The organism is Shewanella sp. 0m-8 (assembly GCF_052977265.1).
Genome location: NZ_JBRIMB010000008.1, coordinates 104,879 through 119,215, shown reverse-complemented (window position 1 = coordinate 119,215; position 14,337 = coordinate 104,879). Strand labels below are relative to the sequence as shown.

Genomic DNA, 14,337 nt, shown 5'->3' with positions numbered 1-14,337 from the left:
CTCTATCTAAGCCTTACTTTTAATCACTGAAATTAGCTTACTAAGCTGTAACCGCTCTTCTTTCGTGAGGTTCTTCTTCATACTCAGTTCCTGATAACGTTGTTCAAGATACTGGTTATTTAACCACACGAGGGTTTCTTTTAACTTTTGAAGCAAGTTTTCATCCGCCACTTGATGATCCCATTGGGTCAGTTTTTTTAGGGTGCTGAATTGGTTATCGCCCCTGAACTGTTCAAGTAGTTGTGCGCTGCTTATTGCTTGCCCGCGAGTTAAATCTAATACAAGGGTCAGCAAGTCTATGCCGGCCATCTGTATATGTTTTAGCGCTGGTTGTTCGGGTAGTTTTTCACCCAAATGCGGATGTTGTACTAGCAACGCGATGGCTAATCGCAGAGGCGTACCTCGTCCTTTCAACGCTTTGTGCTGACTTGGCTTTTCGGCCATCTTAGTCGAAAAGTTAAATTTTCGCTTAAGCTCATCGGCACCGTTCATTCTTAGCTTGTGTGCTAAATCTTCGAGTAACAGGCTCTGTAATACAGTGTCCTGTACTTTTTCTATGAGTTTAATGGCATTTTTTGCCAATACACTCTTATCTTCATTGCCATAAGTTTTTGTGAGGTTCTCAAACAAAAATTCAGGAAGTGCCATAGCTTGGTCAATTTGCGCTTCAAACGCTTCTTTGCCAATTTGCCTAACCAAGGTATCGGGATCTTCACCTTCAGGAAGAAACATAAATCGAACCTGATTACCTGGTTTCAGCAGCGGCAGTGAAGTTTCTAGTGCGCGCCATGCAGCTTCTTTTCCGGCTTTATCACCGTCATAACAACAGATGACTTCTTTTGCACTACGTAGTAGCAACTGAAATTGATCAGCTGTGGTCGATGTACCTAAAGAGGCTACCGCATAGTCAACATCAAACTGTGCCAACGCCACTACGTCCATATAGCCTTCAACAATCAAGACTCTTTGTGGTTCGCGGTGACGCTGTTTTAATTCATATAGGCCATAAAGCTCATTACCCTTATGAAATATGGGCGTTTCTGGAGAATTCAAGTACTTCGGTGTACCGTCTCCTAAAACTCTGCCTCCAAAGCCGATGACTCGTCCGCGTCTGTCTCGGATTGGAAACATTAGGCGGTCGCGGAATCTATCGTAGCGTTTGCCACTGTCGTTCTCGATCACCATTCCTGCGGTAAGCAGCTTGTCTTGCGAGTCTTGGTTTTGACGGTAACGGCTGAGTAAGCCATCCCACCCATCGGGTGCAAAGCCGATATTGAAGTGTTCAACCACTTCTTTTGAAAGGCCTCGATGTTCAAGATAATCAAGGACTTTATGTTTGTCTGTGTGTTGCCTTAGTTGGCTTTGAAAGAATAGGCTAGCTTCTTCCATTAACTGATATAAATCGCGACTCAATTCTTGATCGCGTGGCTTCCCTGTACCTTGCTCCCGTGGAACTTCAAGTCCCAATTGTCCGGCGAGTTCTTCAATGGCATCAACAAAGTCGAGTCGGTCATATTCCATGACAAAATCGATGACGTTGCCGTGCGCGCCGCAGCCAAAGCAATGATAAAACTGCTTGTCTCTGCTGACTGTAAAAGAGGGAGATTTTTCGCTATGAAAAGGACAACAGGCAGAGTGGTTTTTACCCGCCTTTTTTAGGGGCACTTTAGGGTCGATGAGATCGACAATATCAGTGCGAGCTACTAGCTCATTAATAAAATCACGAGGTATCGCCATTAGTATTGTTAAATGCCGCCTTGTTACGTGAAATCAAAAGTTTCGTGAAATCAAATTTGGGAATTTCGAAAACAAACAAGCCGTGCAGAAGCACGGCTCATTCATGCAATAAAACTAAAGTTATTTGAGTTTTGCACGGATCATAGCGCCAATTGCCGCCATGTCAGCTCTACCCATTACCTTTGGTTTTAATGCTCCCATTACTTTACCCATATCCGCCATGGTGGATGCTCCCATCTCAACGATGCTTGCATCAACTAACGCAATGACTTCCTCTTCTGAAAGAGGTTGAGGCAAAAACTTTTCTAAAACTAGAATTTCTTCTGCTTCTATCTGCGCTAGTTCGTCACGGCCTGCTGCTTCATATTGAGCAATAGAATCGCGACGCTGCTTTACCATTTTGGTTAAGACCGCTATAGCTTGGTCGTTAGTCAGAGTTTCGCGGGTATCCACTTCAACTTGCTTAACGGCGGCTAGTGCCATACGAATCGTCCCCAAACGCAGCTTTTCTTTCGCGCGCATGGCTTCTTTCATTTGGTCTTTTAGCTGATCAACTAGGCTCATAATGAGATTAGTATAAACGTACGCGACGTGCGTTTTCGCGAGAAAGCTTCTTAGCTAGACGCTTAACTGCAGCGGCTTTAGCACGCTTGCGGCAAGTAGTTGGCTTCTCGTAGAATTCACGAGCGCGAACGTCAGCTAAGATACCAGCTTTTTCACAAGAGCGCTTGAAACGACGAAGAGCTACGTCGAATGGTTCGTTTTCACGTACTTTAATAATTGGCATACGCCATCACCCCTTAGGTGTAGGTTGTATTGAGACAATTACTTGACTCAGATTATTTAAAAATGGTGCGGAATTCTATACCGACTCGCACCCTCTTGTAAACCCCTTAAAGCGATCTGAATAGGGCATATTCGTCGATATTATCCGCAGACCGTGACAGGACTATGGAGTAATTAAAGCACAACAGGTAGAATTAGCGGTAATTATGTCAACCGAAGACGAGAAATAATGCGGGTTTTAGGTATTGAAACATCCTGTGATGAAACAGGAATTGCGGTTTATGACGATGAAAAGGGCTTGCTGTCGCATGCGCTTTACAGTCAGGTTAAATTGCATGCCGACTATGGTGGGGTTGTGCCTGAGTTGGCCTCTCGCGACCATGTTCGCAAAATTGTACCTTTAATACGCCAGGCGTTAGCCGATGCTGACATGACTATCGAGGATATCGATGGTATTGCTTATACCAAAGGGCCTGGACTTATTGGCGCATTATTAGTCGGTGCTTGTGTGGGGCGTGCATTGGCATTTTCCTGGGATAAACCTGCAATTGGTGTACATCATATGGAAGGGCACTTGTTAGCGCCCATGCTGGAAGATGACGTACCAGAGTTTCCGTTTCTTGCTTTGTTGGTTTCGGGCGGTCATTCCATGCTGGTTGGCGTTGAAGGAATAGGCCGCTATGAAGTGCTGGGTGAGTCTGTTGATGATGCAGCTGGTGAAGCATTTGATAAAACCGCTAAATTAATGGGGCTTGATTACCCTGGTGGTCCAAGGTTGTCAAAACTTGCCGCTAAAGGCGTACCCAATAGTTATCGCTTCCCTCGTCCTATGACAGACAAGCCTGGGCTTAACATGAGTTTTTCTGGCCTTAAGACGTTTGCTGCAAATACGATTGCTGCAGAGCCGAAAGATGCTCAAACTCGCGCCAATATCGCCTGCGCCTTTGAAGAAGCTGTTGTTGATACCTTAGCGATTAAATGTAAGCGCGCCTTAAAGCAGACGGGTTATAAGAACCTTGTGATTGCGGGCGGCGTGAGTGCGAATACTCGTCTACGCTCATCTTTGAGCGATATGATGCAAGGCTTAGGTGGTAAAGTGTATTACCCTCGCGGTGAGTTCTGTACCGATAACGGCGCGATGATTGCCTATGCCGGTCTGCAGCGTTTAAGAGCGGGTCAAGTTGAAGACCTAGCGGTAAAAGGGCAGCCAAGATGGCCACTCGATACTTTAGAGCCTGTTGATTAAGGTTTTAAAATAAATAAAAAAACGGCGCTCATTGAGCGCCGTTTTTATGACTACAGTATATCTATTAAAATCCGTGGTTAGCGTTACTCACACGGAACCAGCCCGCAATACTGTAACGGTTAACTCCGGTGCGCAGTACTTCGTGGGGGAAGCGTTCGCTTAAAAATACCACCCATTTACCAAATTCAGGCGTAATGGTTGCTAGTTTATTATCGCTTTTATCATATACGATCAATTCACCAGCATGCTCGGGTTGCCAGTCATGGTTGAGGAACAGGACTGAGGTTAAAATGCGATTTCTTGTTCCTTGTAATACATCTGAATGTTTTTGATAAAATGCACCAGGCTCATAAATGGCGTAGTGGCTCTCAAAATCAAATAGTCCTAAAAACAGTCGTTTGTTCATGCCCTCGCGAAGCTGTGTCATGAGTTCAAGGTAGAGTTTGTCTGAAGGGCGCTGTTCTGACAGCCAACGAATTTTATCGCTGCGTATCGTTTCTACGCGTTGCTGTTCGCCACCACGTCCAATCGCCGCAGGTCGAAAGTCGTCCCAAGTGGCACTTTTAGAGCTTTGTAATAACTGCTCACATACAGATAACGGTAGCGCGTCGGACAGAACGATATAGCCGGTTTCAACCAATGCATCGGCAATGGTATCCATCACAGCTTCACTTAATTGTGGAACCATAACAAAAGGTACTCAAAAGGAGAGAACACGATAGCTTTACTGGCAGGCTCAAAGAGGCTGAGCGCTGTATTCGAGGTAGTGTCAGAACGGGTTGCGGCTCGGTCAAGCTAGCAACTCAATCAAAATCGGCGCGGTTATAGTCCGCGATGGATAAAAAGCAATCGCAGCAAGTATAGGTAGCCTTAGTTAAAAAGCAATTTCTAAAATACTCTTTCGTGTAAATAGGTCGTGCAGAAGAAAGCTGAAAGGGGCAGGTACAGAGATTAATCCTAGCGAGCTAATCAATTGTTAAAGGCATTTGTTTTAATATCACGATGGCTTTTTTCGAGAAATCTTAGACTCTTCACCCTTAAGCAGGCGTTTAATATTGTCTTTATGACGAATTACTATCAGCGTCGAGAGCATGGCTACTGGGATAGTAAATCTGTCATCGAGCCACCAGGTGTATACCGGAGCCAGTAACGCGGTACAAATTGCCGCGAAAGAGGAGTAACGTGTGAGTAGAAGGATGACAATCCATGAGCCCATTAACCATAGTGCTAGGTCATGACCGATAGGAGCCATAGCACCGAATGCTGTTGCGACGCCTTTGCCGCCTTTGAAGTCAAAAAAGACTGGGAAAATATGCCCAAGACAGGCGGCAATAGCAATCACGCCCAATGCGATAGGGTCGACACCAAGTCTAAAGGCTAAGTATGCGGGAGCGGCGCCTTTTAACATATCGCAAAATAGCACTAACGCGGCAGAACTGGCTCCACCGATCCGTAGCACATTGGTCGCGCCAGGGTTCCCTGAGCCTTGGGTGCGGGGATCGGGAAGACCACGTAGCTTACACACCAAAACAGCACTCGACACTGAGCCTGCCAAATAGGCGCCCAAGATCATGACGATTGTGAGTACAGTTACGGTCAAATTGGTTTCCTTATCCTTCTTAGGGTATCATCGCGCCACATAAAAAATGTGCTTGTGTGTTTTGTTGGTTACAGATGAATTAAACACATAACGAGTACATAAAATATTGTTTGAAATGCTTTGGTCGCAGCCTTGCTCTCATAAGCGACAATTATTTAATAATTCTTTATATAGCGAGAGTTATCCTACTTTGGTTTGGTCTCGTTAGAAAGAGCGTTAGCGTAATATTTCAGCTTTGGGGCGGATTATATCTCTTTTGTTCGTTTTAGCTTATCTGACCTCAGAGTCATTGATTAACGTTTTGGAGACATCATGGATAAAGTACTGATTAGAGAACTGAGAATTGAAACCGTAATCGGGATCTATGAGTGGGAAAAACAGATCCATCAGAGCTTGCTTATCGACTTAGACATGGCTTGGGATAATCGACTTGCAGCAGCAAGTGATGATTATCAGCATGCCCTTTGCTATGAAACGGTGTCGAACCGATTGACAGCGTTGATCACCGAAAAGCCGATAGAGTTAATTGAAACCGTAGCTGAGTTGATTGCAGCTTGTGTGATGAGTGAATTTAATGTGCCTTGGGTCAAAGTTAAAGTGATGAAGCCGGGAGCGGTGCCCACAGCATCTGCAGTGGGTGTCGAGATTGAAAGAGGTTATGCATAGATGGCGAAGATTTTTATCAGCCTTGGTAGCAATATCGAACCTGAACGTCACCTTAAGGCTGCGTTAACCGATCTTAATGACTATTTTGATGCGCTCGAACTGTCGTCAGTATTTGAAAGTGAAGCTGTGGGTTTTGAAGGGACTAACTTTCTTAATATGGTGGTTGCCGCCCAAACTGAGTTACCGATAGCTGAGGTAGTTAGCACTTTTAAACAGATTGAACAGAACCATGGTCGAGTGAAAGGGGCTAAGAAATTTGCCCCAAGAACTTTAGATTTAGATCTATTGCTGTATGACGATACCGTTACAACTCAGCCAATAGAACTTCCAAGAGCGGAGATCCTTTATAATGCCTTTGTTTTATGGCCATTAGCGGAAATTGCTCCCTCTTTAATCCACCCCGTTGTCCAACAGTCGTACCAAGCCCTTTGGGATAACTACGACAAGAGTCAGCAGTCATTATGGCCAGTAGAGTTTAGCTGGTCGAAGTAAACCTTTTTTGATTTAGGATAGTTATGGATACCTTTCAGGTGATTATATTGGCTCTTATTCAGGGTCTCACCGAGTTTTTGCCGATCTCAAGTTCTGCTCACCTTATTTTACCTGCTCAGCTGTTGGGCTGGGAAGATCAAGGCTTGTCGTTTGATGTGGCAGTCAATACGGGATCGCTATTAGCCGTGGTGATGTATTTCCGCCGCGAGCTGTTATCAATGTTTACTGCTTGGACAGGCAGTATTGTTACAGGTAAGCAAACCCAAGAAAGTAAGTTATCTTGGTGGATTATTTTAGCGACTATTCCTGCTGTAATTGTTGGTTTTAGCGCAAAAGGTTTTATCGAAACCCATTTTCGCAATATGGAAGTGATTGCAGCCACCACCATTATTTTTGGTCTATTACTGTGGTGGGCAGATAAAATGCAGCGTGAAGGGTTTAATGAGTTTCAAGTCGGCTGGAAAAAAGCCCTTGTGATTGGTATTGCACAGGCGATGGCGCTTATACCGGGTACCTCACGTTCTGGTGCTACGATTACCGCAGCCTTGATGCTAGGATTAAGTCGCGAAGCCGCGGCACGTTTTTCATTTTTGATGTCGGTACCTGTGAGCTTAGGCGCTGCGATTTTGGTCACTAAAGATCTGCTCGATAGCGGTCAAGTTATCGATTACCAAGCACTGGGTTTGGGTATCGTGGTGTCATTTATAGCGGCATACATCTGTATCCATTACTTTTTGAAGATCATAAGTAAGATGGGTATGACACCATTTGTGATTTATCGCCTCGCTTTAGGTGCGGTGTTATGTGGCTTTATCTTCCTGTAAATAGATAAAGTCACCCTATAATTTAAGCATTCAAGCTAATTGATGAGCGTGTTATGAATAGTATTTATCTTTGTCCTGTATGTCAGTCACCCTTTATGGTGCATGAAGAGTCGAAAGGCTTGCACTGTGAAAACAAGCATCACTTTGACATCAATGAGCAAGGCTACTGGGTGTTTAGCCAACCCAAAAAACCTAAAGCAGACTCACGCGCAGTGATGCGTGCTAAGCGCTATGTACTTGAGTCGGGGATCTATATTCCGCTAGCACAAGCGATTGCCAAGGTTATTGCTGAGTTACCTCAAGTTATCTCCGCAGAGGCCTTGTCTCAGCTGGACTTTGATTGTGGTGATGGTTACTTCTTGCGTACGGTAAAGGGCATTTTGTCTGAGTTAAAGCCCGAGCTGTCATTAACCCAAACGGGTATCGGTGAAGCTGAGAATGCCATATTTGCTGCTGCTAAAGCGGAGGCGAGTCCTACCTATATCGTTTCAACGTTGAAGCACTTACCTTTTGCCAATGAAAGCTTTGATTTGGTCACGTTGATCGATAAGCAGTTAAAAGGCAAAGAGTTGACTCGTGTACTGAAGCAAGATGGCGTGATACTGCAAGTGGCTGCGGGTCCTAGGCATTTATGGCAAATTCGTGAGTTTATCTACCCAGACTTATCTGAAAAGCCAGTTAGTGATAATTTACCTAAAGAGCTTGAGTTGCAGCATAGTGAGCGCTTATCTCTTACGGCAAGTGTATCGGGCGAACAGGCAATAGCACTACTTGAAATGACACCGTATGCATGGCGTGCGAATGATAAGGTGCGTCATCAAATTCAACATGCTCAGTTTGATACATTAGAAATCGACTTTGTTATTAACGTGATGACTAGAAAATAATCTGTGCTCAGGTTAACCTTTGCTTATTCAACTAATCGGAAACTGAAAAACTGATGATGCGTAATTTGCTGTTGTTCATCTTGGCATTTTTGCCACTGACTTCATTTGCCAATGTTTATTCAATTCCTCAAGATGGCAGCCGCCTAGTTGGGGAGTTGCAAGAGCACGTCGTACAGAAGGGGGACTTCTTCCAGACGATTTCAAAACAATACAATATCGGTATTTTGGAATTGATGGAGTCTAATCCTGGCGTTGACCCATTTTTGCCAACACCTGGTAGCCGTTTATTGATCCCAACGCAAATGTTACTGCCTGATGTGCCTCATAAAGGTGTGGTGATTAATTTAGCTGAGCTGCGTTTATATTACTTCCCTAAAGGCGGTAAAGAAGTGCATGTGTTCCCTGTGGGAATTGGCCGTATTGGCCGAGAAACACCTGAAATGGTCACTAAGATCAAGTCACGTATTCCTAATCCAAGTTGGACACCGCCTGCTAGTATTCGTAAAGAGCACTTAGAGGAACTTGGCGAAGAGTTACCTCGTGTGGTTCCCGCTGGGCCGGATAACCCATTAGGTAAGTTTGCCATTCAGCTTTCTTATGGCGACGGCAGCTACCTTATTCACGGAACAAACAAAGACTTTGGCATCGGCATGCGTGTTAGTGCAGGCTGTATTCGTCTCAATCCTGATGACATTGAATGGTTGTTCGATAAGGTAAAATACGGTGACCAGGTTACGATTATCAACGAAACCGTTAAAACATCGACAGAACCTGATGGACGTCAATTAATCGAGGTGCATTCGCCACTTTCAACGGCTAACGGTGGCAGTGATAAGGTCCGTGAAATGAGTCGTGGTGTGGTTGAGTTTATTGGTAAAGAAGACGTAGATTACAGCAAAGCCAATGATGCGTTACTGACTCAAGCTGGGATCCCGGTGAACATTCAAAGCTAATCGTAAAGTTGATTATTGATTGGTATTATTTTAAAGGCGTCCATATTGGGCGCTTTTTTATTGTCTGCACTTTCATGACTGCATTGATATCACACACTAGCGCTAACGTTTTGTTTTAGGCGGCGGTAAATGGATAGTAATTAGCTGTTGGGAGGTTTGCTGGGAAAAAGATACTGCAGATAAATTTAAGGCTTGGTCAAGTGCAATACCTGAAACCAAGCCTTGGGAGTTAGCCTGAATAAAAATTAGGCCAAATTCCTAAACATATTACTTCTTGTAAGAAGAAGCGATGTTGTCGATACGCGCGTTAGCACGTTCTGCTTCAGCAAGACCAGCAACGCCTACAGCAGCTGCATCGTTGATGTCTGCAGACATTTTAGCGTGATCTGACTTTAGAGAGCTAACTTCAGCTGAAAGCTGGTCAACTTTGTTACCTAGGTTTGCAACGCTTTCTTCAAGAGCAGTAGTGTTTGCACAGCCACCTAGAAGGGCAGTCATTGCTACACCAGCAATCAAAAGTACTTTTTTATTCATCGGGAATTCCCTTTATTTAGGTTGGATTAAATAAGTACAGCTGCACATGACAACTGAACTGGTTAATTATGTCACAGACAAAAAATTTTGCTATGCATTTTAACGCTAAGGCCTGAATAACTTAGCGAAAATTACCGCAACTGCAAGCTAAGTGTAAATTATACATATTTAACACAACTCTAATACTAGACCAAAAGTATGAACTTTTGATGAGTTTTTTATTTATATCAAAATTAGTGTAAGTCCTTGATGGCCTGAACAGCCATAATTCTAGCGATATTTAATTGCTCTCGGATCGCCGCGCCTTTATAGCCTTGCTCTATGATTGACTTAACCTCAACAGCTGAAGCCGCTAAAAAACACTGCTTAAGGTAATCCGCCTGAGGGTAAGGGGTTAATTCTAATCCCGCTCGACCTTTACTATCGGCTTCGCAAGCGATAAGTAGTTGCAGTAGACGTTGTGGCTTACGCCAAAAATCTGCTTTATCAAATAGTTTGACGATGGTGTCGGCTCTAAGCTCGGTTATGTTATGAATATTTTGATGCTGGTCGCTAACCAAGAGTGCAAGATCGCGATATTCATTAGGCACTCGAATGCGTAAACAGAGGGCTTTAATGAGTGGTAAGCCCTTTTGGCCATGTCCATAATGTTTAGGTAGATGCTCTTTCGGGCTAAGGGCTTTACCTAAATCGTGTACCAGTGCAGCAAACCTTACAGCGTTATCTTTTGTCAGCTTAGCAGCTTGCTCAAGTACCATTAAAGTGTGAATGCCGGTATCGATCTCTGGGTGCCATTTTTGAGGTTGTTCAATGCCAAATAGGGCTTCAATCTCAGGAAATAGCACTGCAAGTGCGCCGCAAGCTCTTAATACTTTGAAAAATACCTGTGGGCTATCGGTGGCTAATGCCTTATCTAATTCGACGAAGACACGTTCAGCCGTTAAGGCTTCAAGCTCACCGCTTTGGCTTATTTTAGTCATCAAATTAATGGTTTCAGGCGCAATAGTGAACCCAAGAGAGTGGAAGCGAGCGGCAAAGCGTGCAACGCGAAGTACTCGCAACGGATCTTCGATAAATGCATCTGATACGTGTCTTAAAATGCGCTTTTCTATATCCGCTACGCCATTATATGGGTCATATAACTTCCCATCGTCATCCTGGGCGATAGCATTAATGGTTAAATCTCGGCGGAGCAGGTCTTGCTCTAGGGTCACGTTCGGTGCAGCGTCAACACTGAAACCACCATAACCGGCGGCCGTTTTACGCTCAGTGCGTGCAAGCGCATGTTCTTGCCCCGTTTTAGGGTGTAAAAATACCGGGAAGTCTTTACCTACTTGATTGTAACCAAGTGCAAGCATCTGCTGCGGTGTTGCGCCAACCACCATATAGTCATGGTCTTTCACATCTAGGTTGAGTAATGTGTCGCGGACGGCGCCGCCAACTAGGTAAATTTTCACAAGGTTTCTCGCTAAGTAACTTAGGTGGGAGTGTAGCACGGAACGATTGTGCCTTTAGGGCTTATGATAGCGAATATGGGACGATTACTGGCAAGATATGCGTCTCAATTTGATATTGAGCTTACTTTAGCTGAATAAGTTAAAGCAAATTTTGACAAGCATAGCCCTTGGCTTTAACGTGAGTCTTAATTCTACGTTTATGCTTATGGTTTGTGCTCATGCTAGCGCTTAAGTCGAAGTGAAACGCTCGCGTTTGTTGGCGAATGCAGGTTAAAAGTATTAATTGGCAATTCATCTCTAAACGTACTCTAACTCGTGTGCATAAAAAATCCAACCCATCACTTGTGGTTGGCTTTACAGGTTTTAAAAGGATAAAAGCTCGCATGTATAAGGCTTTCTTTGGCTTAAATGATAATCCGTTTTCTATCGCGCCGAACCCTCACTATCTGTTTTTGAGTGATCGCCATAGAGAGGCTTTAGCCCATCTTACCTATGGGCTAGGTGAAACCGGTGGCTTTGTATTGCTAACGGGTGAAGTAGGTACCGGCAAGACCACCGTTTCACGTTGTTTGTTACAGCAGCTTCCAGATAATACCGATACGGCATTTATTTTAAACCCGTCATTGACCGAGTCTGAATTACTGGCAACCTTGTGTGATGAGCTCGGCATTGTTTATGGCGACAACCCAAGCCTAAAGCAGCTTACAGACTTAATCAGTAAGTTCTTGCTTGATAATCACAGCAAAGACCGCAATACGGTATTGATCATCGATGAAGCGCAGCACCTTCGAGCCGAAGTACTTGAGCAGTTAAGGCTGTTGACGAATCTAGAGACTGATACCAAAAAACTACTGCAAGTGATTTTGATCGGGCAGCCAGAACTACAGCAATTACTTAAAAGACAAGAGCTGCGTCAGTTAGCACAGCGAATTACTGCTCGTTATCATTTATTGCCGCTAACGCTTGAGGAGGTTGCCTTGTATGTGCAGCATCGACTTCAAGTGGCTGGACGTCATGAGCCGCTGTTCCACAAAAGCGCAATCAAGGCGTTACACAAGTACAGCGGCGGTATTCCAAGATTAATCAACTTGTTGTGTGAGAGGGCACTTATGGCCAGCTACGCGCAATCTAAAGTGCCGATTGATAATAAGATGGTGCGCTTAGCATCGGCTGAAGTCTTAGGTGAAGAGCCTGAGAAAAAAAGTGTATTACTGCCTGTTGCAGTCGCTGCATCGCTTGTTGCAACCTTTGGTGTTGCGTTTTATCTGTTTAGTCCATCAGGCTCAAGTGGCTTGCCAAGCGCTTTTTCAAGTGTTGAAGCCACACAAACTGCGGCAGTGGCTGATGTCAGCATGACTAAACAGGAGGACAGTCGCCGCCAGTTAAGCAGTAGCCAGCGTGTACTCAATACTGCTATCTCTGAAAGTCGTGATATTGATACCGCTTATGCCAGCATTTTAGGTTTGTGGGGCAAGGTGCCTTATATTGGTTTATCTGCATGTCAGGCTGCAAAACAGCAGGGGCTTGATTGTTTCCAGCAGCAAGGTAATTGGCACTCTTTAGTCCGCCTTAATTATCCTGCTGTGGTGTATTTAGCTGATGATAATCAGCAAGCTTTCTATGGCACAGTGGTTTCAAGGCAGGGTGATCAAATCTTGCTACAACTTGATGAGCAACAATTATGGGTAAGTCGAGACTGGTTTAACCGTCACTTTGCCGGTACCTTCGAGATCTTGTGGCAAGCGCCAAAGAATCAGCCAAAAGAGATTGGACAGTTAGCTAATCAAGCCCAAATCCAGTGGCTAGAAAACAGTTTAGCGCGTGTTACCGACACCTCGCCTCGATTAGTAAACAGCTTTGATCCAGAGTTAGAGCAAAAGTTAAAGGCGTTTCAACGCCAACATGGTTTGATTGCTGATGGTATCGCAGGTGCGCAAACGCTTGTACAGATCAACTTATATTTAAGTGATGCCGGCCCGCGTTTAGGCCAAGACAAAAGGTTGTATTAATGTCGATTTTACTCGATGCAGTGACGCGAGATAAGCAGCAGTCTCAAGCGATAACACATGATGTTGTATTGACTCCAAGAGCGCAGTACAGAGAAAGACAGACGAGCAAGAGTGCAAGGTTTGCTGTTATTTTTACCTGTTCACTATTGCTAATGATTCTAGCGGCCTGGCTGTTAAGCCGCGTGCTATATCCAGAAGCTGGAGCGGTTGTGCAAACCTTAGGCGTGAACGGTAAACCAGTTTCAGCCAAAGCGTCATCATCACAACTACAGCCACAACGACAATTACAATTACAATCAGAACTAGAACTAGAACCAGAACCAGAATCAAGTCGCGGCGAGCTTATCTCTGAAGTCCGCTTAGCGGGAAAGGTGGCGTTGCCAGTGGCTCAGGCTTTTGAGACCCAAGCCGCAACTGTACGCAATGTAGGGCAGTCACCCAGTGCGAACCAAACTCAATTTGTGACCTCAAAGCCGCAATCTAATGACTTAATGGCTGCATTGCTTAGTGCACAAGAGAGTGTAGAGCACAGTGGCTCGCAGCAAGCGAGAATAAACCAGAACTCTTCAAGGCAGGGGACGCAGACATCATCACAGCAATTGAGTGCTGATGAGCCGATTATTTTAGGGGCGCATAGCAATAAGCGTGGCGATGAGCTGCTTGAGTCTTTGAAGTATCAAGTTGAATACGCAGCAAATGATGTTGGTCTAGAGCGTGAAAAGCCAGCTGATAACAATAATAACTTGTTAGCGGCGTTTGAAGCGGCGCTTAAAGATGTTGAACGTGAAAATGCGGTTGCAAGTCCGGTGACGGAGGAAAAGCTAGATCCGATTCCAACGACACCCAAGTCAGATGCTATCCCCAAATATGGACAATTACCTGCGGGATTACAGTTACAAGTACCTGAATTTAATATTAATGCCCATGTCTACTCGAGCGTGCCTGATAACCGTTGGCTAAACGTTGATGGCGCTGAGCTGCAAGAAGGCGATAGCATTCAAGGTAAGCTGACAATCGTTGAGATAAGGCCAAGGGATGTAGTGCTTGCTATTGAAGGTACGGAGTTTAAGGTCCCAGCCATTTAAAGCTTATACCGATACAGGCAATTACAGCATTCAATTACAGCAACAAAAGGCCTAACATTGT

At 44.6% G+C, this 14,337-nt stretch carries 15 protein-coding genes; 8 read left to right on the top strand and 7 right to left on the bottom strand.

Annotated features, from left to right (window positions below):
* Window positions 1–6 precede the first annotated feature (6 nt).
* From dnaG to rpsU, 3 genes are all read right to left on the bottom strand, one after another.
* Window positions 7–1,737: a DNA primase gene (gene dnaG / locus ACVBIO_RS06040; protein ID WP_447160352.1), complete on the bottom strand. Its 1,731-nt coding sequence runs from the start codon at window positions 1,735–1,737 to the stop codon at window positions 7–9.
* Between the two features lie 120 nt (window positions 1,738–1,857).
* The gene (locus ACVBIO_RS06035; RefSeq protein ID WP_299801993.1) at window positions 1,858–2,301 is read right to left on the bottom strand and encodes a GatB/YqeY domain-containing protein; all 444 of its coding nucleotides are present in this window, start codon (window positions 2,299–2,301) and stop codon (window positions 1,858–1,860) included.
* 7 nt (window positions 2,302–2,308) lie between these two features.
* Complete coding sequence (gene rpsU, locus ACVBIO_RS06030; protein ID WP_142872304.1) at window positions 2,309–2,524, bottom strand: 30S ribosomal protein S21; 216 nt, start codon at window positions 2,522–2,524, stop codon at window positions 2,309–2,311.
* A 228-nt stretch (window positions 2,525–2,752) separates the two neighbouring features.
* On the opposite strand from rpsU, the gene tsaD reads away from it, so the two are divergent.
* Entirely contained in the window at window positions 2,753–3,769 is a 1,017-nt protein-coding gene (gene tsaD, locus ACVBIO_RS06025) for a tRNA (adenosine(37)-N6)-threonylcarbamoyltransferase complex transferase subunit TsaD (protein WP_447172190.1), read from the top strand.
* 64 nt (window positions 3,770–3,833) lie between these two features.
* Here the strand turns inward: tsaD and ACVBIO_RS06020 are convergent, their stop codons facing one another.
* Together ACVBIO_RS06020 and plsY are read right to left on the bottom strand one after the other, a co-directional pair.
* Window positions 3,834–4,457 (bottom strand): 2OG-Fe(II) oxygenase, encoded by a 624-nt coding sequence (locus ACVBIO_RS06020; protein ID WP_447162705.1) that lies wholly within the window; start codon window positions 4,455–4,457, stop codon window positions 3,834–3,836.
* Between the two features lie 309 nt (window positions 4,458–4,766).
* A complete protein-coding gene (gene plsY, locus ACVBIO_RS06015) occupies window positions 4,767–5,369 on the bottom strand; it encodes a glycerol-3-phosphate 1-O-acyltransferase PlsY (protein WP_447162704.1) in 603 nt (200 codons plus the stop codon).
* Window positions 5,370–5,681: 312 nt separating this feature from the next.
* Between plsY and folB the strand changes: the two genes are divergently transcribed.
* Genes folB through ACVBIO_RS05990 form a run of 5 tightly spaced genes read left to right on the top strand, consistent with a single transcriptional unit; the run spans window position 5,682 to window position 9,191 of the window.
* Window positions 5,682–6,035: a dihydroneopterin aldolase gene (gene folB, locus ACVBIO_RS06010; protein WP_447162703.1), complete on the top strand. Its 354-nt coding sequence runs from the start codon at window positions 5,682–5,684 to the stop codon at window positions 6,033–6,035.
* Complete coding sequence (gene folK / locus ACVBIO_RS06005) at window positions 6,036–6,527, top strand: 2-amino-4-hydroxy-6-hydroxymethyldihydropteridine diphosphokinase (protein WP_447162702.1); 492 nt, start codon at window positions 6,036–6,038, stop codon at window positions 6,525–6,527.
* Window positions 6,528–6,550: 23 nt separating this feature from the next.
* Complete coding sequence (locus tag ACVBIO_RS06000; protein WP_447162701.1) at window positions 6,551–7,351, top strand: undecaprenyl-diphosphate phosphatase; 801 nt, start codon at window positions 6,551–6,553, stop codon at window positions 7,349–7,351.
* 53 nt (window positions 7,352–7,404) lie between these two features.
* Entirely contained in the window at window positions 7,405–8,238 is an 834-nt protein-coding gene (locus ACVBIO_RS05995) for a putative RNA methyltransferase (RefSeq protein ID WP_447162700.1), read from the top strand.
* Window positions 8,239–8,291: 53 nt separating this feature from the next.
* Window positions 8,292–9,191 carry a L,D-transpeptidase family protein gene (locus ACVBIO_RS05990; protein ID WP_447163747.1) on the top strand — a complete coding sequence of 300 codons (900 nt, stop codon included), beginning with the start codon at window positions 8,292–8,294 and terminating at the stop codon, window positions 9,189–9,191.
* A gap of 267 nt (window positions 9,192–9,458) precedes the next feature.
* Here the strand turns inward: ACVBIO_RS05990 and ACVBIO_RS05985 are convergent, their stop codons facing one another.
* On the bottom strand, window positions 9,459–9,725 hold the full coding sequence (locus tag ACVBIO_RS05985; RefSeq protein WP_447160360.1) for an Lpp/OprI family alanine-zipper lipoprotein: 267 nt from the start codon (window positions 9,723–9,725) through the stop codon (window positions 9,459–9,461).
* 233 nt (window positions 9,726–9,958) lie between these two features.
* Window positions 9,959–11,182: a multifunctional CCA addition/repair protein gene (locus ACVBIO_RS05980; RefSeq protein ID WP_447160361.1), complete on the bottom strand. Its 1,224-nt coding sequence runs from the start codon at window positions 11,180–11,182 to the stop codon at window positions 9,959–9,961.
* A gap of 383 nt (window positions 11,183–11,565) precedes the next feature.
* Here ACVBIO_RS05980 and ACVBIO_RS05975 point away from each other — a divergent pair, with 383 nt between their 5' ends.
* Both ACVBIO_RS05975 and ACVBIO_RS05970 read left to right on the top strand, forming a co-directional pair.
* Window positions 11,566–13,191, top strand: a complete 1,626-nt coding sequence (locus tag ACVBIO_RS05975) for an AAA family ATPase (RefSeq protein WP_447172189.1) — start codon at window positions 11,566–11,568, stop codon at window positions 13,189–13,191.
* Window positions 13,191–14,276 carry a general secretion pathway protein GspB gene (locus tag ACVBIO_RS05970; RefSeq protein WP_447172188.1) on the top strand — a complete coding sequence of 362 codons (1,086 nt, stop codon included), beginning with the start codon at window positions 13,191–13,193 and terminating at the stop codon, window positions 14,274–14,276. Before ACVBIO_RS05975 ends, ACVBIO_RS05970 begins: the two co-directional genes overlap by 1 nt.
* Window positions 14,277–14,337: the final 61 nt, after the last annotated feature.